This is a genomic window from Variovorax sp. 679, from assembly GCF_003952185.1.
Classification (GTDB): domain Bacteria; phylum Pseudomonadota; class Gammaproteobacteria; order Burkholderiales; family Burkholderiaceae_C; genus Variovorax.
Genome location: NZ_RXFS01000005.1, coordinates 270,725 through 290,117 on the forward strand (window position 1 = coordinate 270,725; position 19,393 = coordinate 290,117).

General features: G+C 67.4%; 19 protein-coding genes. 6 read left to right on the top strand and 13 right to left on the bottom strand.

What is annotated here, in order from left to right; translation table 11 throughout:
- Window positions 1–6: 6 nt before the first annotated feature.
- The 13 genes from EJO71_RS14480 to EJO71_RS14540 form a co-directional block, all read right to left on the bottom strand.
- Window positions 7–450 (bottom strand): DUF3613 domain-containing protein, encoded by a 444-nt coding sequence (locus EJO71_RS14480; protein ID WP_125949398.1) that lies wholly within the window; start codon window positions 448–450, stop codon window positions 7–9.
- Window positions 447–1,403 (bottom strand): hypothetical protein, encoded by a 957-nt coding sequence (locus EJO71_RS14485; RefSeq protein ID WP_125949397.1) that lies wholly within the window; start codon window positions 1,401–1,403, stop codon window positions 447–449. Before EJO71_RS14485 ends, EJO71_RS14480 begins: the two co-directional genes overlap by 4 nt.
- Window positions 1,400–2,362, bottom strand: a complete 963-nt coding sequence (locus EJO71_RS14490; RefSeq protein ID WP_125949396.1) for a type II secretion system F family protein — start codon at window positions 2,360–2,362, stop codon at window positions 1,400–1,402. The genes EJO71_RS14485 and EJO71_RS14490 overlap by 4 nt, the downstream gene beginning before the upstream one ends.
- Window positions 2,359–3,375, bottom strand: a complete 1,017-nt coding sequence (locus EJO71_RS14495; protein ID WP_125949395.1) for a type II secretion system F family protein — start codon at window positions 3,373–3,375, stop codon at window positions 2,359–2,361. The genes EJO71_RS14490 and EJO71_RS14495 overlap by 4 nt, the downstream gene beginning before the upstream one ends.
- Complete coding sequence (locus EJO71_RS14500; protein ID WP_125949394.1) at window positions 3,353–4,675, bottom strand: CpaF family protein; 1,323 nt, start codon at window positions 4,673–4,675, stop codon at window positions 3,353–3,355. Before EJO71_RS14500 ends, EJO71_RS14495 begins: the two co-directional genes overlap by 23 nt.
- Before the next feature lie 4 nt (window positions 4,676–4,679).
- Window positions 4,680–5,963, bottom strand: coding sequence for a histidine kinase (locus EJO71_RS14505; RefSeq protein WP_125949393.1), 1,284 nt, complete (start codon window positions 5,961–5,963; stop codon window positions 4,680–4,682).
- Between the two features lie 42 nt (window positions 5,964–6,005).
- Window positions 6,006–7,424: a type II and III secretion system protein family protein gene (locus EJO71_RS14510; RefSeq protein WP_125949392.1), complete on the bottom strand. Its 1,419-nt coding sequence runs from the start codon at window positions 7,422–7,424 to the stop codon at window positions 6,006–6,008.
- A 49-nt stretch (window positions 7,425–7,473) separates the two neighbouring features.
- Window positions 7,474–8,469, bottom strand: a complete 996-nt coding sequence (gene cpaB / locus EJO71_RS14515) for a Flp pilus assembly protein CpaB (RefSeq protein ID WP_125949391.1) — start codon at window positions 8,467–8,469, stop codon at window positions 7,474–7,476.
- 81 nt (window positions 8,470–8,550) lie between these two features.
- Window positions 8,551–9,072 (bottom strand): A24 family peptidase, encoded by a 522-nt coding sequence (locus tag EJO71_RS14520; protein ID WP_125949390.1) that lies wholly within the window; start codon window positions 9,070–9,072, stop codon window positions 8,551–8,553.
- A gap of 15 nt (window positions 9,073–9,087) precedes the next feature.
- Window positions 9,088–9,273 carry a Flp family type IVb pilin gene (locus tag EJO71_RS14525; protein ID WP_116266962.1) on the bottom strand — a complete coding sequence of 62 codons (186 nt, stop codon included), beginning with the start codon at window positions 9,271–9,273 and terminating at the stop codon, window positions 9,088–9,090.
- A gap of 97 nt (window positions 9,274–9,370) precedes the next feature.
- On the bottom strand, window positions 9,371–9,559 hold the full coding sequence (locus tag EJO71_RS14530) for a Flp family type IVb pilin (protein ID WP_125949389.1): 189 nt from the start codon (window positions 9,557–9,559) through the stop codon (window positions 9,371–9,373).
- A gap of 423 nt (window positions 9,560–9,982) precedes the next feature.
- Window positions 9,983–11,506 carry a L,D-transpeptidase family protein gene (locus tag EJO71_RS14535; protein WP_240651397.1) on the bottom strand — a complete coding sequence of 508 codons (1,524 nt, stop codon included), beginning with the start codon at window positions 11,504–11,506 and terminating at the stop codon, window positions 9,983–9,985.
- A complete protein-coding gene (locus tag EJO71_RS14540) occupies window positions 11,506–12,597 on the bottom strand; it encodes a nuclear transport factor 2 family protein (protein WP_125949387.1) in 1,092 nt (363 codons plus the stop codon). The genes EJO71_RS14535 and EJO71_RS14540 overlap by 1 nt, the downstream gene beginning before the upstream one ends.
- A gap of 158 nt (window positions 12,598–12,755) precedes the next feature.
- Between EJO71_RS14540 and EJO71_RS14545 the strand changes: the two genes are divergently transcribed.
- The 6 genes from EJO71_RS14545 (at window position 12,756) to EJO71_RS14575 (ending at window position 19,393) form a co-directional block, all read left to right on the top strand.
- Window positions 12,756–13,718 carry a LysR family transcriptional regulator gene (locus EJO71_RS14545; RefSeq protein ID WP_125949386.1) on the top strand — a complete coding sequence of 321 codons (963 nt, stop codon included), beginning with the start codon at window positions 12,756–12,758 and terminating at the stop codon, window positions 13,716–13,718.
- A gap of 254 nt (window positions 13,719–13,972) precedes the next feature.
- Window positions 13,973–14,497, top strand: a complete 525-nt coding sequence (locus tag EJO71_RS14555; protein ID WP_125949385.1) for a hydroxyquinol 1,2-dioxygenase — start codon at window positions 13,973–13,975, stop codon at window positions 14,495–14,497.
- Between the two features lie 25 nt (window positions 14,498–14,522).
- Entirely contained in the window at window positions 14,523–15,530 is a 1,008-nt protein-coding gene (locus EJO71_RS14560; protein WP_125949384.1) for a hydroxyquinol 1,2-dioxygenase, read from the top strand.
- An 84-nt stretch (window positions 15,531–15,614) separates the two neighbouring features.
- The gene (locus EJO71_RS14565; protein ID WP_125949638.1) at window positions 15,615–17,078 is read left to right on the top strand and encodes an aldehyde dehydrogenase family protein; all 1,464 of its coding nucleotides are present in this window, start codon (window positions 15,615–15,617) and stop codon (window positions 17,076–17,078) included.
- A 48-nt stretch (window positions 17,079–17,126) separates the two neighbouring features.
- Window positions 17,127–18,107: a tripartite tricarboxylate transporter substrate binding protein gene (locus EJO71_RS14570; protein ID WP_125949383.1), complete on the top strand. Its 981-nt coding sequence runs from the start codon at window positions 17,127–17,129 to the stop codon at window positions 18,105–18,107.
- 32 nt (window positions 18,108–18,139) lie between these two features.
- Window positions 18,140–19,393: an ABC transporter substrate-binding protein gene (locus tag EJO71_RS14575; RefSeq protein ID WP_125949382.1), complete on the top strand. Its 1,254-nt coding sequence runs from the start codon at window positions 18,140–18,142 to the stop codon at window positions 19,391–19,393.

A 19,393-nucleotide genomic window follows, 5' to 3' on the forward strand; every position in this document is an offset into this window, starting at 1 on the left:
TCGTGCCTACTTCGGCGTGGCGCCGCCGCCACCACCGCCGCCCGACGACGGCTTGACGCTGGAAGTCATGCGCTCCGGTATCGGGAACTCGAAGCTCTTCAGGTAGCGCTCGTAGCTGCGGTTCGCGACATCGCCCGAAATGGTCCGCGGCGTGGCGGACGTGATCTCGCCGCTGCGTTGCCATGCGAGCAGGCTCTGCGTGGCGTCGCCCACCTGCAGCCGCTCGTAGACGGGCTCCTGGGCCTGCGCTGCCTCTTCCTGGCCTTGCGGTGCAACCGGTGTTGCCGCTGGTGTCATGGTGCTCGCGGGCGCCGCGGCGGGCTCCTGTGCCTTGGCCGGGGCCGGCTGCTGTTGCTGCGCGAGCGCGGAGGGCGCAACCGTCATCAATGCGGCCGCAAGGCCGAATGCGGACGAAAGCGTGGCGAGACGGGGCGTGGATGTTTTTCTCATGGAGTGCCTCGTGAAGTCGAATTCGGCGAAATGGAAGCCGCCGCGGCGCTGGTGGCGGTGTCAGCGGTGGACGGATTGAGCTGGCTGGCGGTGCGGATGCCGCCGTTGCCCGGCCAGCGCGATGCCTTGAGCATCAGCGGCGGCGGCTGCATCGGCTCTTCGCGTGCAAGTGTGGTCGTGTCTGGAAGCGGGCGCACGGCAACTGGAGCCGGCGTCACGCCACCCGCACGAAGCTGCTGTGCCGCCTCCCGCACCGCCGCGCGGGCGGCCGGGGACATGCGGTTGGCTTCCATCAGCCTGTTCGCCTGCTCGCCCTGGTCCGTGACTTCAAGGTACAGCGCGAGGTTGGACAGGGCCTGCGTGCTGTCGGGGCGCAGCTGGAGCGCCTGCATCAGCGGCAGCCGGGCGTCGGCGACCTGGCCCGCGCGCAGGCTGGCGTAGCCCAGGTCGCTGAGCAGGCCAGCGTCGGTGGGTGTCAGGCGCTGCGCCTGCCTCAGCAGCTGCGCGGCTTCGGCATAGCTGCCGCGCGCGCCCGCCAGCAGGCCGAGTCCCCGGTAGCCGGCGCTTTCGAGCGGCGTGCCCATGAGGCGCTTGTAGGCCTGCCCGCTCGCTTCGGCCTGGCCGGCCTGGCGAAGTGCATCGGCGCGCATGCGCGTGGATTCGGGCGACACGCCCCAGCGCTGTTCGAGCGCATCGATATGCGCGAGCGAGGCGAACCACAGGCCCTCCTTCTGCATCTGCTCGACGAGCTTGAGGTAGGTGGCCTTGGTGTCGACGGCGGCGCCGGCCTTGGTGTCGGCGGCAGCTTCGGCGGAGGCGCGCTGCTGGGCGTCGGCGCTGGCGGCGTACTGGTCCTTGAGCGCGCCGCAGCCGGTGATGGCGATGGCGGCGACGGCGCATGCCAGCAGGCGGCCGGCGCGGTGCGTGCAGGCGGGAAGGTTTTCGGTATTCACTTGATGATGCCTCCCAGTGAACGGAATATCGCGATGAAGCCCGGCCCCGCGGTGACGATGACCAGCGCCGGCAACAGAGTGGTCACCATGACGCCGGTCATCTTCACGGTGATCTTTCCGATGCGTTCCTTCAATTCGGAGCGGCGGCTTTCGCGCAGCCGGTCGCTGAACACGCGCAGCGGCTCCTGCACCGCGCCGCCGTGCCGGTCGACCTGCACCAGCAGCGAGACGAGGCCGCGCATGTTCTCGTTCTTGTGCAGCGTGGCGAGGCGATGCAGTGAATGCTCGCGGGTGCGGCCCTGGCTGTATTGCGCGTTGGCGATGCTCAGCTCGTAGCCCAGCACGCGCAGCACGTGCGAGAAATCGGTCGCCATGATCTGCAGGCTCTGGTCCAGGCTCAGGCCCACGCCCTGCAGCAGCCGAAGCAGGTCGACGAACAGCGGGAGCTCCCGGGCCGCACGTTCGCGCCGGCCGGCGGCGATACGGCCCAGCACCCACTTGGGCGCCATGAATCCGATGGCCGCCGCTGCCGTCAGCACGATGGTGACGGTGCCCTGCGTGTGACCGCTGCTCCAGAACACGTACGCCAGCAGCGGGAGCACGAAGGCGAGCGAGATCCGTGTGACCAGGAAGACCAGCTGGGCCCGCTTCGACGGCAGGCCGCACTGGTCGATGAGGTTGCGGTCCTCGTCCGCCACCAGGGCCCGGCCGACGCGCGAATCCAGCCAGTGGAACGGCAGGTCCAGTTCTGGTTTGAAGGGCGCATCGGGGTCCGCCGGAGTTTCCGTGGCGGACTTGAGGTCGGGCGCGACGGCTGCCTGCCGGATCGCCCGGCCGATGATCTGTCCGCTGCGCGTGCGGCGCAGTTCGGCCGCCACGAGCGCTCCAGCGCCGACCAGCAGGCCCAGTGCCAGAAGCACGAGACTGAGGATGGCGAGCAGGTTGGGCGTCAATGTCATGCCAGCCTCGCCAGCCGGTAGAGGAGCGCCGCGCCCGTCAGCTGCAAGCCCAGCGCGGAAAAGATCAGGATGCGGCCGGTGTCGTCGTTCCACATCCCCATGAAGTAGCCGGGGTTGGTGAGGATCAGGAAGGCGCCCACGCCCACCGGCAGCAGGCCCAGGATCCAGGCCGACAGGCGTGTCTCCGCGGACAGGGCGTTGAGCTCCTGCTCCGCCTGTTCGCGGTCGCGCATGAAGTTGCCGACGCGCTCCAGCAGCAGGTCGGCGCGGCCGCCGTAGCGCACGCCCAGGCCCAGGATCGCGGCCAGCAGGTACAGTTCCTCGATGCGCACGCTGGAGGCCGTCTGGTGCAGCGCGCGGTCGAGGTCCATGCCCGCGCGCACCAGCGCCGCCGAGCGCTCAAGGTGGCCGCGCAGCGGCGCCTGCGTGGTCGCGATCGCCAGCTGGAACGCGGCCTGCGTGGAGTTGCCGATGGTGATCAGCCGCACCATCGCGTCGATGTAGCCGGGAAGCTGGTGGATCAGCTTGCGGCGGAACTTCTGCAGCTGCAGCCACAGGACGAAGCTCGCCATCAGCACCAGCAGGAACAGCACCCCCAGCGCGGCGAGCGCCCCCACGAGAACGCCGACCAGCAGGCAGACGCCGGCAATGACGCCCAGCGCGAAGACGATGGTGCGCGGCTCGATCACGCCCACCATCCAGCCGGGGATCGCGCGCTCGATCAGGCTGGTGCTGACGGGGGCGGCGGATGCCGCCTCGCCGTCGAGCCAGGGGTCGGTGGTGAGGCCGGAGACGAGGCCGTCGCTGGCAAGGTCCCGCAGCGGCATCGGTATCGGCGTCGCGTTCGTGCCGGCAGCAGCAGTTGCCTGTATCTGCTGGTCCAGATGCCGCTCCGTCGCCAGCCGCACCTGCCTGTTCTTCGCCCACTGCCACAGCAACAGCCCCGCGGCCGCCATCAGCAGCGCGATGCAGAGCGCGATGAGCAGGGCCTCATGCACGGTTGTCGCCTCCATGCTGCGATGCGCGCTGCAGCGACTGGCGGAAGCGCGTGATCTTCGGCGAGTGCGGCGCGATACCCAGCGACACCCAGCGGTCGCGCTCCTCGCCGTCGGGCGAGGCGATGGGCTCGTAGCGGTACAGCTCCTGCATCGCCACCACGTTGTCGTTGACGCCGGTGACTTCGCTCAGCGAGATGATGCGGCGCTGCCCGTTCGACAGCCGTCCGATCTGCACGATGAAGTCGATGGCGTTGGCGATCTGCCGGCGCAGGCTCACTTCGCTGCCCTGGTAGCCGGCGAAGCCCGCGAGCATCTCCAGGCGATAGAGGCATTCGCGCGGCGAGCTCGCGTGGATGGTGCCCATCGAGCCCTCGTGGCCGGTGTTCATGGCCTGCATCATCTCGATGACTTCGGCGCCGCGCACCTCGCCCACGATGATGCGGTCGGGCCGCATGCGCAGACTGTTGCGAAGCAGGTCGCGGATCGACACCACACCCTGGCCGTCGAAGCCCCCGGGACGGCTCTCGAGCCGCACCACGTGGCTGGTGCCCAGCGACAGCTCGGCCGTGTCCTCGATGGTGATGACGCGCTCGCGCGCCGGGATGAAGCTCGCCAGCGCGTTCAGCAGCGAGGTCTTGCCCGAGCTGGTGCCGCCGCTGACCAGGACGTTGCAGCGCGCGCGCACCGCGATCTCGAGCAGCTGCGCCATGCCCGCATCGAAGGTGCCCAGCTTCACCAGGTCGGCCGGCGTGAGCGGCTCCTTGCGGAACTTGCGGATCGACACCGACAGGCCGTCGATGGCCAGCGGCTCGATGATCACGTTGATGCGGCCGCCGTCGGGCAGGCGCGCGTCGACCATCGGGTTCGACTCGTCGAGCCGGCGGCCCAGCGGTGCGAGGATGCGGCGCACGATGCGCATCACGTGCTCGGAGTCCGCGAAGCGCACCGTCTCGCGCTCCAGAACGCCGTGGCGTGACACGTACACGTTCTGGTAGCCGTTGATCAGGATGTCTTCCACGGCCGGGTCGTTGAGCAGGTCTTCCAGCGGGCCAAAGCCTGCGAGCTCCTTCGTGAGCGCATCGGAGATGAGCTGCATTTCGCGGTCGTTGATCGGCACGCGGCGCAGGCGCACGAAGCTGTCGACCTCCAGTTCGACGAACTGCTGGATCGATGCGCGCGACCAGCGGCCGAACTCCGCGCCCAGCTCCTCGATGCGGCTGAGCAGGTGGTCGTGCGTCCAGCTCTTGATGTCCTGGAACTGCTGGGAGTTGATGAACGCCTGGTCGTCGTCGGCAAATTCGATATCGGTGGACATGGGCTCAACCTTCGTGTGAACTCTTCCAGAGGCCGGTGACCTGCGACATGAGCGCAACCCAGCGTGGATCCTTGGCCGGGGGTTGGCCCGTGGCAGACATGTATTCCTGGTGCAGGCTGCGGGCGAGTCCCGTCACGGCCTGCGCATAGGGGTCGCTGCGCGCGGTGCGCACCAGCATCTCGCCGCGGCTTGCGGCGGCAAGAAGTTGTGCGCTGCGCGCGGGCAGCACGTGCCGCAGCGGCAGCTCGAGCCGCTCGGCGATGTCCTTGGCCGACAGGCCTACGTGGCTGTCGAACTTGTTCACCACCAGCGACAGGCGCTCGGTCTCGACGCCGCGCGCGCGCAGCTCCTTCAGCATGTTGGCCGTGGAAACGATGCCGCCGATGCTCTGGTCGCACACCACCCACGCCTGCTGCGCCTCGCGCACCGTCTGCGCCATGAAGTCGATGGTCGAGAAGCCGCCGAGGTCCGCGATCTGGAAGTCGAAGAAGTCGGCCAGGCGCTTGATCAGCGAGACGGAGTCGGCGTGCGAGATCTCGCGCACCTGCGCCAGGCTCGCGGGCAGCGGCAGGATGGCCACGCCGCTGGTGTGATGGGCGAGCGCGGTGTGCAGCAGCGTCTGGTCGAGCCGGCGCAGGTTGCGCACGCCGTCGACGAAGCTGAAGCCGCTTTGCGTGTCGAGATAGAGCAGGCCGTCGCGCGCGGGCAGGCCCAGGTCGAGCAGGGCCACGCCGTGGCGCGAGCTGCGGCCCGGCGGGCGCTGCGGCGCCTGCGTGAGCTGGTCGTTCAGCGACAGCGAAAGGCTGGTGGCCAGCGTGGTCACGCCGAGGCCGGCGCGTGCGCCCAGCAGCGCCAGCGTGCTGCCGCGCGTGCCGCCCTGCAGCGTGCTGCGTCGTTCGAGCAGCGTGCGCAGCGTCACCACGGCTTCCGTGGGTGGTGCGGCCATGTCGATGAAGTCGTCCACGCCCGCGCGCAGGGCCGAGAGCATGGCGGCCGGCTCGGCCGACACGCCGGTGGCGAGCACGGGCAGCGTGGGCCAGTCGCGCTTGAGGCGCTGGTGGAGCTGGCTGGCGGTGGCGCCCTGGTCGGGCGAGAAGTCGATGAAGACCGCCACCGGCCCCAGCAGGGCGATGCGTTCGTCGATCGACTTCGTGTCCGGGGGCAGTACCACCACGGAGCCGAGGGTGCCGAGCGCGTCAGTCAGCCACGTGATGTGGCCGCCGTTGCTCGACGCGAACAGATAGGTCTCGCTGCCTGTCTCGGGGATGCTGTCGCGTGGTGCGTTCATGGTGCCAGCCTGCGATGCATGGTCCGGGTCATCGGGTTGCCGTCAGCGGGAGAAGCCGGGAACGGCGGTGTCGGCCGCGCCGCCGAGGAAGTACGAGCGCCACACGGCGCCGTCGCGCTGTTCGGCGGTGCCGGGCAGATACGGTGTGAGGTCGGTGCCGCGCGCGATGGGCTTGACCAGGTGCGGCGTGACCAGGATCACCAGTTCCTTCTCCTTCATCTGGTAGTTGTTCTTGCTGAAGAAGGCGCCCAGGATCGGCAGGTCGCCCAGCAGCGGCACCTTGTCAGCGTTCGAGGTGGTGGTGCGGCTAACGAGGCCGCCGATGATGAAGCTCTCGCCGTCGCCCAGCTCGACGGTGGTGTCGGCGCGGCGCGTGGTGATCGCCGGCACCGCGACGCCGTTCAGGCTCAGTGCGTTGGTGTAGTCGAGGTCGCTGGCCTCCGGCGCCACCTTCAGCACGATGCGGTCGTTCGACAGCACGGTGGGCGTGAGCGTGAGGCCGATGCCGAAGGGCTTGTATTCGATGCTCGTCGTACCCAGGCCCTGCGGCACGGGGATCGGCAGCTCGCCGCCGGCCAGGAAGCTCGCGCTCTGGCCCGACAGCGCCACCAGAGTGGGTTCGGCCAGCACGCGGGCCATGCCGTTGCCTTCGAGGAAGCCCATGTTGATGCCGATGCCGGCCTTGCCGAAGTTGAAGAGAAGATCGAAGGCCTGCGTTACCGGGTTGCTGTATTCGCCGCTGATGCTCCCGTTGCTCGAGAAGGTGGTCTTGCCGAGCGACGAGGGCGTGAACACGCCGAAGCTGAATCCGCTCGAGTTGGCGCGCGTGCTGAAGATGTTCAGCCCGGCCTGCTTGAGCACGCTGCGGTTGAACTCCACCACCTTCACTTCGACCTGGACGGTGCTGCTGCGCACGTTCACGACCGAGCGGTCGATGAGGTCGGTCTTCTCGGCGCCGGGCGGCAGGCTGGCCAGTGCCGCGGTCCGCTGCGCCTGGTGCGCGGCCATGTTGTCCACGGTGCCGGTGACGTTGGCCGTGGCGCGCCGTACTTCGATCTCGTAAGTGGTCGCGGCGGTGTTGCCTTTTTCCCAGACCATCAGCGTGGTGCGCCCCGCTGCCTTGCCGGTCACGATCAGCCGCGCGGCCGGCGAGTTCGGCGTCTTGCGGGTGATGGTGACGCCGGCCACGGCCTCGTTGCCGATGGCCATGCGGTCGATGCCCTTGTCGACCAGCAACTCCTGCTGCGCGCCCGCGGCAAGCGCCAGCGAGCGCGGCGGCTGGAATTGCGGCCGTGTTCCTGTTCCCTGCGCGTCGGCGGCGGTCACGGCCATCGGCCAGATGGCTTGCGACATCGCGAATGCGGCGATCAGCGATGAGCGCAGCAGCCTGGGCGCGACATCGCTGAGATCTCTGGAACGGCGAGCGGCACGGGTCGACAACTCGCGAGGCGTGTGATGCATTTGTTTTTCCTGGGTGACCTGTGTCTGGTGGCGGCTGGCTGGCGTCGGCTCAGTAACTCACGGTTTCGCTGCGTTCACCGCGAATGACCTCGACCTGGAGTCCGCCGCTTCGCGCGGACCCTGCGGCTCGCGGGGTTCCGGAGACTGCGCGGACCTCCGTGGCCAGCGGGCGGACAGCGGGACCCTTGCCGCCGGTGACGAGGTCGGCGGCGGTGAGCCCGGCCTGTGCGCGGTCCAGGCCTTCGAGCGGGCCGCGGCGCGCTTCGCCCGCCTTGGCCTGCACCGGCTGCAGAGCCGTGGGCAGTTCCGCGAAGAGCCTGGGATCGGGCTCCGACTTGTCCGCCGGATTGCGCAGCGCGAGCATCAGCCGGCCGCTGGCGTCGCCGATGGTCAACCGGTTCACTTCGTCGATCGGCACGGCGAGCACGGCGGTGCGTGCCTGGTCGTTGCGCTGCGCTTGCTGGGCAGCCTTGTCCGGCGACTTCGACGGCATGCCGTCGACCGAGGCGTTGCCGAAGGCCAGCACCCGCTTGCGTGCGAGCAGCAGGCGCGCCTGGCTGCGGTCCACGTCCTTGCCGTCCGACTTGAGTGTGATGAACACGTCGACGAAATCGCCGGGCTGGATCTTGTTGCCCACGCCCATGACCTCGTCCGCCTTGATCGCGACGGCGCGCTCGCCTTCGTCGATGCGCGTGGCCAGGCCCGACACCAGCTGGTTCTCCATCACGGGCGTGCCTTCGGCGAGGTCCAGCACCGGCACGCGGCCCACGGCGACATTCACGTCCTGGAAGGCGCCGACCGGATTGATCGTGAGGCGCTCCACGCGCAGCGCGTCGGCGGGAATCGCCTCGCCCGCGGGCAGGGACTTGGCCGCTACCACCACCGGATAGACCAGCACCTCCCGCGCCTTGGTGGGCGCGGCGGCGGGGTTCGCGGCCGCCACGGCCGGTGCGGGAGCCTGCCGGCTCAGCATCCACGCATAGCCTCCGAGCGCGATGGCCAGGAGCACGAGGACGGCGGCGATGATTTTCGTGATGTTGATCATGGGCGGCGGATGAAAGAGTGGGGGCAAGCGATCGTGTGAATTGAGAGATGGATGACCCGCAGTGACAGAGGCAGTGAACTGCTAACTCTGTCGCCCCCAGACCATCCAGACCGCAGTGGCCATGGCGAGATAAGCCGCGTAGGGAACGATGCGCCTGCGCTTCGGCGCGGCGCCGCCATCGGTCTCGACGGCGGACGAAGAGGGGCCTGAAGAGGCGGGGCCGTGCAGCATCAGTGCAAGCCGGGGAGAGAAGGGCCAGCGCTGCAGCGCAAGCCAGAGCGCGCTGTGAAGTCCGGCCAGCAGGCTGGCACCGACCCAGATCGGCAACAGCGCGGGCAGGCCGACCCAGAGTCCGAGCGCGCCTGCGAATTTCACGTCGGCCGCTCCCATGTAGCCGATGGCGTAAACGAGCAGCAGGAAGCCGAATCCAGCGGCCGCGCCGGTGAGTGCCGTGGTCCAGTCGAGGCCGAAGGGCTGCATCCCGAGGGCAAGTGCCGCCAGCGCCACTGCGGCACCGGCAAGCACGAGCCAGTTGGGGACGCGGCGTTGACGGAAGTCATACACGGCGACGAACAGCAACCACAGCAAACACGCCAATCGCATCACTGGTTCGGATGCTCAGGTCGTCGGGACAACCAGCTTGCCGGTGATGTAGGTGAAGATGCCCGAGAGCTTCGAGCCGAGACCGGTGTTGCCGGAGAGAACGGTGACGATCGCGATGGAGATCAGCCCCGCGATGATCCCGTACTCGATGGCGGTGGCGCCTTCTTCGTCGCGGAGGAAACGGATGATGGAGTTACGCATGATGGACCTTTCAGAGGGGACAACCGAAAAACGACAGGGGAAATGTTGAAACGTGATTTCGAGAATCGACAGGAAGTTGTGAGAACTAACGTATCGATCAGGTCATCGAGATGGCGGCCAGCTTGTCCGTGATATAGGTAAAGACACTCGACAACTTGCTGCCGAGGCCGGTATTTCCGGAAAGAACGGTGACGATCGCGATCGAAATAAGGCCCGCAATAATTCCGTATTCAATTGCGGTTGCGCCTTCTTCATCGTGCAAAAAATGCCGTATTGAGCTATGCATGATTTCCCCTTTCAGGAAGTGTTAACAAAGGCTTGCAAGGTGGATGTTATACAGCGTAACTCCGTGTATCAACAAGACAAACCCGCAAGACTTTCGTCAGGGTGTGCTAGCCAAAAGAGGTAAAGCAGGATGGCGGCCAGCCTCCTGCCAGCCGAAGCCAGGGAAACCCTTGGCGGCTGGTTAACAGTCTGGAAACGGATTTTTCCCTCTGTGGGCCACATGGCGCCTCCCATGAAGGGGGGATGTGACGTTACGCCGCAGGGAACGCGCGGGGCAGGGTTGTTACGGGAACAAATGCGTTACGTGTTACGTAGCACAGGCCCCGCAGGGGCAGATGTAACACTCAAGAAAGCCCATTCCCGTGAGCAAAAAGTCACGAGTTTGAGGGGGTGACCTCGCTGCCGGGAGGGCTTCGACCGGGCCTCAGCCCAGGATTTCTTCGTGGAAGAGCTTCCAGTCGCTACCCTGGCGTAACCAGTACTGGCGCCGGGAGCGTCCGCTCTTCTCGCCTTCGAACACTTCGCCGAAGGTAACGACCATGGTGTCGTCGCCGTCCCGCCAGTGCAGGTACGACATGTCCTTGAGTTGCACGCGCTTGCCCTGCGCGTATTTCACTTCGTCGTCGACGATTGAAATTCCCTCGGCTGCTTTTTTATTGCTGATGCGCTGGAAATCGGGCAAATAGAATTTCTTCAATTGCGCTTCATTTCCATTGGCCCGGGCATCTTTCCAGCCGGTGATAGCACTTGTAATTGACTGTGCTTCTTTTTCTGCCTGCGGTTGCGAAATCCATTGCAGGCTGCGCGCGGTCACCACCGGGGTGGCGCCAATTTGCACTTTTCGCAAAAGCTGCTTCAGATCCGGGTTTGCCATGACCACGCAGCCGTCGCTTGCCAGCGGTGCCCGGGCGAACTGCTGCGGCGGAGTGCCGTGCAGCCAGATGCCGCCGCCGGTCTTGCCGCGCCGCACGTCGTACGGGTTGGGGTAGTTGATGGGCAGGGCGCCCGCGCCGTAGAAGTCCTTCAGCGACTTCGGATCGAGGCTGCTGGTGATGTAGTACACGCCCAGCGGCGTGCGGGCATCGCCTTCGGTGACCTTGTCGGTGCCCGACTTGCCGACCGAGATGTAGTAGTCGGCCGTGAGCTTCAGGCCCTTGTCCGAGTTCTCGAACAGGTACAGCCGCGAGCGCGAGGCGTCGACGGCGATCGCGTAGCGGCTGCGGGTGGACAGCGCCAGGAACTGCGACGGCACGGTGTTGGCCGGCGGGCGTTCGCGCAGGGCCTGCAGGCGGCGCTTCGATTCCTCGTGCAGTTCGGCCATGGCCGGGTTGCCGCGCATCTTCGCGATGCTGGCGGAGTCGGGCAGGGCATTCGACGGCGGCAGCTGCGCCGCGAGCAGGTCGCCGTAGACGAGCTGTGCGAGCTGGAAGTTCGGGTAGTCGCGCACCAGGTCGCGCGCCTTGGCCAGCGCGGGGCGGGTCTGGCCGCGGCCGAACATCTCATAGACCGCGATCAGGCGTGCTTCGGCGTTGCTGGCTTCCTGGATGGCGCCCGCCGATGCGGGCTTGCGCGTGGCTCGTGCCGCCGTCGCGGCTGTGGCCGAAGTCGCTGCTGCCGCGGCGACTGCCGTCCGGGCTTCCACTGCGCCCTTCTTGCTTCGGGCCCCGCGGGCTTCCTTGGCGGAGGAAGAGCGGCCGGTCGTGCCGGCTCGTGCCGTGGAGCGGCCGTTGCTTGCCGCGGCCTTGACCTTGGTCTTTTCCTTGTGGGCGCCGCTGCTGCTCGTCTTGGCGCTGCCCGGCTTGCCGGTGCCATTGTTCGATGCCAGCGCGGCACCGGGCGCCGCGAGCATCAGCGCCGACGCGGTCATCAGCGCCACGAGCAATTGCTGCCCGCCACGCAGGCGGAACGGGGGATTCTGGAGCCGGCCCTGCCGGACGATGTCTGCCACTAGCCGCCGACGCTTTCCTTGCGAATGTGCCATTGATTGCCGGAGCGCTGCAGGTCCAGCGTCTTGCGGCTCGAAACGTTGAGGTTGTCCGCGCGGTAGATCTGGCGGAACTTGGCCGTCGCGTTCTGGCCATCGACCTTGATCGCGAGGTTCTCGATGTTCACGCTGATGCTCGACTTGCCGACGATGCGCGCGCGGCGGTCTTCTTCCCAGCTCTTGCGGCTCTGGCCGCCGGCGGGTGCGAAGTCGGAGCCGTAGGCCGCGAGGTAGCGGTCCATGTCCTGGCTGGCCCAGGCCGAAGCCCAGGCGCGCACGGCCGATTCGACTTCTGCGTTGGCAGCCGTGCTGGCCGCCGGTGCCGGGGCGGGCGCGGGAGCAGGGGCTGCTTCCGGCGCCTTGGGCGCCGCGGCCACCGGAGCCGGTGCGGCCGCGACCTTGGCGGGCGGCGGTGGCGCGGCGGGTGCGGGAGCCGGGGTTGCCTTGGCGGCCGGAGCGGGCACCGGAGCAGCGGAGGCGATCAGCGCCGTCGGCTTGCCGCCGGGCGGCGTCGGCGTGAAGAGCGTGCGGATCACCGCCAGCTTCGGCTGCACGGCCGTGTTGTTCTGGTCGAGCTGCAGCGCCTTGCTGTAGGCCTGGCTGGCCAGCCGCGCATACACGTCGCCGAGGTTTTCCTGGGCGGTGGCGTAGCTGGGGTTGGTGCGGATCGCGCTCTCGAGCGCGCTGCGCGCCTTGTCGAACTGGTTCTGGCTCGCGTAGATCACCGCGAGGTTGTTGTACGGCTCGGGCAGCTCGGGCGCGTCGAGCGTGAGCTGCGTGAAGGCGGCGATGGCTTCGTTGCGCTTGCCGGTGTCGAGCTGGATCACGCCCTTGAGGAAGCGCATCTGCGGATCGCGCGGCTTGTCCTTCAGGAAGGCTTCGGCCTTCGTCATGGCCTCGTCGAGCTTGCCGGCCTGCATGAGCTTGTCGACTTCCTCGTGCTCGATGGCGGCCAGCGCGGGAAGCGCGACGCCACAGGTGGCCGCGGCCAGGAGCAGGGCGCGCACGGTGGGAGAGAAGCTGAAACGGGCGCGTGGCCTGGGGCTCTTGGGCATTGCGGACAAGACCTCGTAGGGGTGGGTGATGCGGCAGGGATTGTAAGTGGGGCGGGTAACCCCCCGATACAGGGATGACGGGGCTTTCGCGGGCTTTAGGCTTGCCTGCAACGCCGCTCGGCGCCCCGCGCCGGCCGGCCCCGCAGTACAGTGCCGCCGTGGACCGCCTCCAAAGCATTGAAACTTTCGTTCGCGTCGCGCAGACCCAGAGCTTCGCCGAAGCCGCCCGGCAGCTGCGCGTGGCCAATTCGGTCGTCACCACGCGGGTCAAGCAGCTCGAGGAGTTCCTGGGCGCGCCGCTGTTCCACCGCAGTACGCGCGTGGTCCGGCTCAGCGACATGGGCCAGGCCTTCCTGCGCGACTGCACCGAGCTGGTGGTGCGCGCCGACAGCATCGTCGACCAGATGCGCGAGGCGCGCGGCACGCCCTCGGGCACGCTGCGCGTGCATGCGCTGACCGGCATGGTGCTGGGCCGCTTCGCTTCGCTGTTGCGCGAGTTCCAGACGACCTACCCCGACATCCACCTCGAGCTGATCGTGAGCGACGCGGTGGCCGATCCGGTGAAGGCCGGCGTCGACTGCGCACTGCAGATCTTTCCCGCGGCCTCGCAGGAGCTGGTGTCGAGACCGCTCTTTCCTGTGCGGCGCGTGCTCTGCGCCACGCCGGCCTACCTGAAGGCGCACGGCACGCCAAGCACGCCGCGCGAACTGCACCGGCACAAGCTGGGCCTCTACTCGGGCTACCCCACGCGCGACCGCTGGACTTTCCACCACCAGGGCGAGCAGACCACCATCTACCTGGCGGCGGCGCTGCTGACCAACAGCGTGCACCTGCTGCGCGAATATGCGCTGGAGCATGCGGGCATCGTCTGCCTGCCCACGCTGGTGGCGGGCGACGCCATCGCGCGGGGCGAACTCAGCGTGGTGCTGGCCGATCACCAGCTGTCGTCGTTCTCGCTGAGCGCGGTGTATGCGGGCACCTCGCGCAATGCGCTGAAGCTGCGCCTGTTCATCGAGCACATCGCGACCCGCTTCACGCGCGTGCCGCCGTGGGATGCGACGCTGATCGAGCGCGGCCTGATCCCCGCCGAACTCATCGAGTTCAGCCGCTCGAGCGGTTGAAATGAATACTCCCCCAGGCTTCGCGCACTTCGTGTCGCTTCTCCAACCCCCTCGCCGGGGGCGACGCCTGCGGCCCGGCAAAGCCGGTTCCGCGGCGTCTCGCGAACAAGCTCGATGGCGTGCTCGTGGTGAGCAGGTCGAACAGGGGTAAACCCCAGCGATTATTCGGAAGCTCCGAATAATCCTCTTCCAAACTGGTCCCTACCGGCGCAGTCGCTTGGCTCCTAGAGTTCGCTCATCCAAGGAGACAAGCCATGCCAGCCACCAATTCCAGCGCAACCTACAAGACCCGCTTCGGTTCCCTCAAGCACTTCGAGAAGGGCCACGTCGAGCCCATCGACGACGACGTTCGCCACTACGCGTTCTCCAACTGCTTCGAGATCGCCAGCATCAGCAAGCCCTACGAGAAGGTCGTGTTCGGCCAGAACCAGATCTACGTGCTGGAGACGCTGCGCGCCGAAGGCACTTCGCCCTGGTACACCTGCGCGCACGACGAGTTCGCGCTCGTGATGGACGGCGACGTCGAAGTGCACCTCGTGCAGCTCGACGACAGCCAGACGGTGGCCGACAAGGAAAAGAACGGCGCCGTGCTCGTGAAGGGCGAGCCTAAGGGCAAGAAGATGGGCTGGATGAAGCTCTCCCGCGGCCACCAGGGCCTGCTGCCGAAGAACACCGCCTACCAGTTCCGCGCCGCAGGCGAGCCCGGTGTGATTGTTCTCCAGAGCTGCAAGGGCGATCTCTCGGTGGAAAAGTGGGCCGACATCTGCCAATCGCACTGAGCGCATCGAACACAGGAGCCACACCATGAACGCACCCGCAGAACTCGCCAAGGTGATCGCGTCGCAGCCCGACGCCACGCTCGGCTACAAGGACTTCACGCTCGGCAGCTTCAGCTTCCATCGCGACGAATACTTCGTGCACATCGGCTGGAAGACCCGTGATGGCCGCCCCATGAGCCACACCATGGACGCCGGCAGCTACCTGCGTGCACTGATGCGCGACGTGGCCTGGGGCTTCTTCTACGGCTGGGTCAACTTCGACGACGTGTTCGGCACCGTCAACCACTACGAGTCGGTCGACCTGTATGCAGGCAGCTTCAACGGCACCATGAAGGACGCCGGCATCGACCTGCTCGAGAACTTCCCGACCGCCCAGATCCGCGCCACCTTCGAGGCCATGCTCGACGACTGGACCAACGAGAGCTTCGACCCCTTCGCCGCGCCGCAGGAAACCGGCTCGCCCTACGGCCGCAAGAATGGCAACAACACCGCCAAGATCACGAGGGCGCGCGAGCTCGCCAAGCGCTGCGTGGGCCTGAAGGGCGACCTCGACCTGCGCAGCGACGAGCGCGGCGCGCCCGTCAACCGCGCCTTCGCCGACGTGCCGCAGGGCCAGCCCGAGCTGCACCCCGAGCCCGGCTTCGAGAACGAGGTGCACGCCTTCAATCTCTTCGGCTTCCTGAGCCGCTCGCAGGTCACGTGGAACCCGAGCTTCACCTCGGTGGTGAAGCACAGCTACATGTGCCCGACGACCGAGGAGCACATCCTGCCGATCATCCACGGCAACGACCGCGTCGAGTGGTTCTTCCAGATGACCGACGAGATCCACTGGGACTGCGGCGACAAGAACACCGGCAGGCCCATGGCCCGCGTGGTCATGAAGGCCGGCGATATGGCCGCCATGCCTGCCTACTGCCGCCACCAGGGCTTCAGCCCCAAGCGCTCGATGCTGCTGGTGTGGGAGAACGGCTCGCCGAGCCTGGTGTACGAGATCCAGAAGGGCGAGAGCCCGGAGATCCCGGTCCAGTTCTGACTGGTCTTCCTCTCTTTCCCCGCCGCCTATTCATCCAACTCTCCCCGCATGGGGAGGGAGAGGAAACTCATGCCTGCTTCCGCCATCCGCCACCAGCTCTTCATCGACGGCCGCTTCGTCGACGCCGAATCCGGCGAGACCCTCGCCACGCTGAATCCGCACGACAACACGCCCATCGTCGATGTTGCGCTCGCGGGCAAGGCCGACGTCGACAAGGCCGTGGCCGCGGCGAAGCGCGCGTTTCCCAAGTGGAGCCGCATGGCCGCCGCAGACCGGGGCCGCATCCTGCTGAAGCTCGCCGACCTCATCGAAGCCAACGCCGAAGAACTCGCGCGCCTCGAATCGCTGGACACCGGCCACCCGATCCGCGATTCGCGCCGGCTCGACGTGCCGCGCACGGCCGCGTGCTTCCGCTACTTCGGCGGCATGGCCGACAAGTTCCAGGGCGAGACCATCCCTGTGGAAGAGGGCTTTCTCAACTACACGCTGCGCGAGCCCGTCGGCATCGTCGGCCAGGTGGTGCCGTGGAACTTCCCGCTGATGTTCACCAGCTGGAAGATGGCGCCCGCGCTCGCAGCCGGCAACTGCATCGTGATGAAGCCCGCGGAGATCACGCCGCTGAGTTCGCTGCGCATCGCCGAGCTGATGGCCGAGGCCGGCCTGCCGCCCGGCGTGGTCAACATGCTGCCGGGGCTGGGCAGCGTGGCGGGCCAGTACATCGCGGAGCATCCGGAGATCGCGAAGATCGCCTTCACCGGCAGCACCGCCACAGGCCGGCGCATCGTGCAGGCCAGCGCGGGCAACCTGAAGAAGGTGCAGCTCGAACTCGGCGGCAAGGGGCCGAACATCGTGTTCGAAGACGCGAACCTGCAGGCCGCCGTCAACGGCAGCGCGTGGGCCATCTTCCACAACCAGGGGCAGGCCTGCATCGCGGGCTCGCGGTTGATGCTGCACGAGAGGATCGCCGACGAATTCCTCGACCAATTCATCCCGCTCGCCAAGTCGATCCGCCTCGGCAACCCGCTGGACGACGCGACGGAGATGGGGCCGCTCACCAGCGCGCAGCACCGCGAGCGCGTGTTGAGCTACGTGGACGTGGCGCAGGGCGAGGGCGGCGAACTGCTCGCAGGCGGCAAGTCGCCAGACGGCGATCTTGCGAAGGGCTGCTACGTCGAACCCACCGTGATGCGCGCGAAGTCGTACAAGGACCGCGTCGCGCAGGAAGAAGTGTTCGGCCCCTTCGTCACCGTGCTCACCTTCAAGTCCGACGAAGAGGCGATGCAGATCGCCAACGGCACCGACTACGGCCTCGGCAGCGGCCTGTGGACCCGCGACCTGCAGCGCGCCCACAAGGTCGCGCGCGACCTGCACGCGGGCATGGTCTGGATCAACAGCTACAAGCGCGTGAACCCCGGCTCGCCCTTTGGCGGCGTCGGCCAGAGCGGCTACGGCCGCGAGATGGGCTTCGACGCGATGCGCGAATACACGCAGGTGAAGAGCGTGTGGGTGAACGTCGACGCACAGATACCGCCGCACTTCGTGCGCTGACGAAGCGGGCACTCGAAGAGCAAAAGAAAGAACGAGGAGACAGAAGAGATGCATTCGATCGCCGCCCGCTTCGTCGCGGGCCTCATCACCGCCGGCACGCTGTTTGCCGCCGCTTCGCCTGCCGCCGCGCAGGCCTGGCCCACGAAACCGGTGCGCCTGGTCATCGGCTTCCCGCCCGGCGGCATCGTCGACACGGTGGCGCGCCAGCTCCAGCCGCGCCTGCAGGCCGCGCTTGGCCAGCCGGTGATCGTCGACAATCGCGGCGGCGCCGGCGGCACGCTGGCGGCAGCCGAGGTGGCCAAGGCTGCGCCCGATGGTCATACGCTGCTGATGGTGTTCGACAGCTACGCCACCTATCCGCTGGTCTATCCGAAGCTCAGCTTCGACATCGCCCGCGACCTGCAGCCGGTCACGCAGATCGTGAGCAATCCGCTGGTGCTGCTGGTCAATCCGAAGGTCGAGGCGCGCGACCTCAAGGGCTTCGTGGGCGTGCTCAAGTCGCAGCCGGGGCGTCTCAACTATGCGAGCGTCGGGCCGGGGTCGAGCAACCATCTCACGGCCGAATACTTCAAGGCGGTGAGCGGCACCTTCGTCACGCACATTCCCTACCGCGGCGGTGGCCCCGCGCAGCAGGACCTGCTGGGCGGGCAGGTCGAGATGATGTTCCTTTCCGCCGTGCTAGCGCAGCCGCACGTGAAGTCGGGCCGCCTGCGCGCGCTGGCCCAGACCGGCCTGCAACGCGCGAGCGCCTACCCCGACACGCCCACCGTCGCAGAGAGCGGGTACCCGGGCTTCGAGGTCAATTCATGGGTAGGCCTGCTGGCGCCCGCAGGCACTCCGCGCCCCGTGGTCGACCGCCTGCAGGCCGAGGTGAAGAAGATCGTCGCCGATCCCGCCTTCGCCGCGCGCCTGCAGGAGCAGGGTTTGACAGGCATCGCCGGCACGCCCGAGCAGTTCGCGGCCGTGTTGCGCACCGAGCAGGACAAATGGACCCGACTGGTGCGCGAGCGCCAGCTGAGCCTGGAGTAGAGCCGAGCGACCCGATGAAGAAGGAGACAACCATGACATTCAATCGCAGACAGTTCACGCAGGCCACGGCCGCGCTGGTGGCTTCGGGCGCGGCACCGCTGGTGTTCGCGGCCGACACGCTGAAGATCGGCTACGTCTCTCCGCAGACCGGGCCGCTCGCACCCTTCGGCGAGGCCGACAAGTGGGTCATCGACCAGATGAAGACGGCCTTCAAGGACGGCATCACCGTGGGCGGCAAGAAGTACGCGGTGCAGATCGTGCTGAAGGACAGCCAGTCGAACCCCAACCGCGCAGGCGAGGTGGCGAACGACCTGATCCTGAAGGACAAGGTCGCGCTGGTGCTTACGGCAGGAACGCCCGAGACCGCCAACCCCGTGAGCGATGCCTGCGAGCTCAACGAGGTGCCCTGCATCTCGAGCGTGGTGCCGTGGCAGCCCTGGTTCTTCGGGCGCAAGGGCGATCCGGCGAAGGGCTTCAACTGGACGTACCACATGTTCTGGGGGCTCGAAGACGTCATCACCAACTTCACCAACGGCTGGAAGACGCTCGCCACCAACAAGAAGGTGGGCGGCCTGTTCCCCAACGACGGCGACGGCAACGCCTGGGGCGACAAGGAGCTGGGCTTTCCGAAGCCGCTCGCGCAGATGGGCTTCACGCTCACCGACCCAGGCCGCTTCCAGAACGGCACGCAGGACTTCAGCGCGCAGATCGCGGCCTTCAAGAAGGAGGGCGTCGAGATCGTCACCGGGGTGGTGATTCCGCCGGACGCCAAGACCTTCCTCACGCAGGCGCGGCAGCAGGGCTTCAAGGCGAAGGTCATCACGCTCGGCAAGGCGCTGCTGTTCCCCGGTGCGATCGAGGCGCTGGGCGATCTGGGTGATGGCCTCTCGACCGAGGTGTGGTGGAGCCCGTCGCACCCGTTCACGTCGAGCCTCACGCAGCAGAGCGCGAAGGCGCTGGCAGACGCCTACGAGGCCGGCACGAAGAAGCAGTGGACGCAGCCCATCGGCTTCGCGCACGCGCTGTTCGAGGTGGCGGCGAATGCGCTCGGGCGTGCCAAGTCGCTGAAGGCATCGGACGTGCGCGACGCCGTGGCGTCGACCTCCATCAGCTCGGTGGTCGGCCCGGTGAAGTGGGGCGGTCAAGGGCCCTTCAAGAACGTCAGCAAGACGCCGCTGGTGCTCGGCCAGTGGGGCAAGGGCCAGAAGTACAAGGTGGAGCTGACCATCGTGAACAACGAGGCGGCGACGAACATCCCCACCGGCGGCAAGCTGCGGCTGCTCTGA

Bases quoted from the DNA above. Each gene is read 5' to 3' on its own strand.
- EJO71_RS14555 (WP_125949385.1), top strand. From the start codon at position 13,973: ATGCCAGCCACCAATTCCAGCGCAACCTACAAGACCCGCTTCGGTTCC.
- EJO71_RS14570 (WP_125949383.1), top strand. From the start codon at position 17,127: ATGCATTCGATCGCCGCCCGCTTCGTCGCGGGCCTCATCACCGCCGGC.
- EJO71_RS14560 (WP_125949384.1), top strand. From the start codon at position 14,523: ATGAACGCACCCGCAGAACTCGCCAAGGTGATCGCGTCGCAGCCCGAC.
- EJO71_RS14495 (WP_125949395.1), bottom strand. From the start codon at position 3,375: ATGGAGGCGACAACCGTGCATGAGGCCCTGCTCATCGCGCTCTGCATC.
- EJO71_RS14525 (WP_116266962.1), bottom strand. From the start codon at position 9,273: ATGCGTAACTCCATCATCCGTTTCCTCCGCGACGAAGAAGGCGCCACC.
- EJO71_RS14490 (WP_125949396.1), bottom strand. From the start codon at position 2,362: ATGACATTGACGCCCAACCTGCTCGCCATCCTCAGTCTCGTGCTTCTG.
- EJO71_RS14500 (WP_125949394.1), bottom strand. From the start codon at position 4,675: ATGTCCACCGATATCGAATTTGCCGACGACGACCAGGCGTTCATCAAC.
- EJO71_RS14510 (WP_125949392.1), bottom strand. From the start codon at position 7,424: ATGCATCACACGCCTCGCGAGTTGTCGACCCGTGCCGCTCGCCGTTCC.
- EJO71_RS14530 (WP_125949389.1), bottom strand. From the start codon at position 9,559: ATGCATAGCTCAATACGGCATTTTTTGCACGATGAAGAAGGCGCAACC.
- cpaB (WP_125949391.1), bottom strand. From the start codon at position 8,469: ATGATCAACATCACGAAAATCATCGCCGCCGTCCTCGTGCTCCTGGCC.
- EJO71_RS14520 (WP_125949390.1), bottom strand. From the start codon at position 9,072: ATGCGATTGGCGTGTTTGCTGTGGTTGCTGTTCGTCGCCGTGTATGAC.
- EJO71_RS14575 (WP_125949382.1), top strand. From the start codon at position 18,140: ATGACATTCAATCGCAGACAGTTCACGCAGGCCACGGCCGCGCTGGTG.
- EJO71_RS14505 (WP_125949393.1), bottom strand. From the start codon at position 5,963: ATGAACGCACCACGCGACAGCATCCCCGAGACAGGCAGCGAGACCTAT.
- EJO71_RS14480 (WP_125949398.1), bottom strand. From the start codon at position 450: ATGAGAAAAACATCCACGCCCCGTCTCGCCACGCTTTCGTCCGCATTC.
- EJO71_RS14540 (WP_125949387.1), bottom strand. From the start codon at position 12,597: ATGCCCAAGAGCCCCAGGCCACGCGCCCGTTTCAGCTTCTCTCCCACC.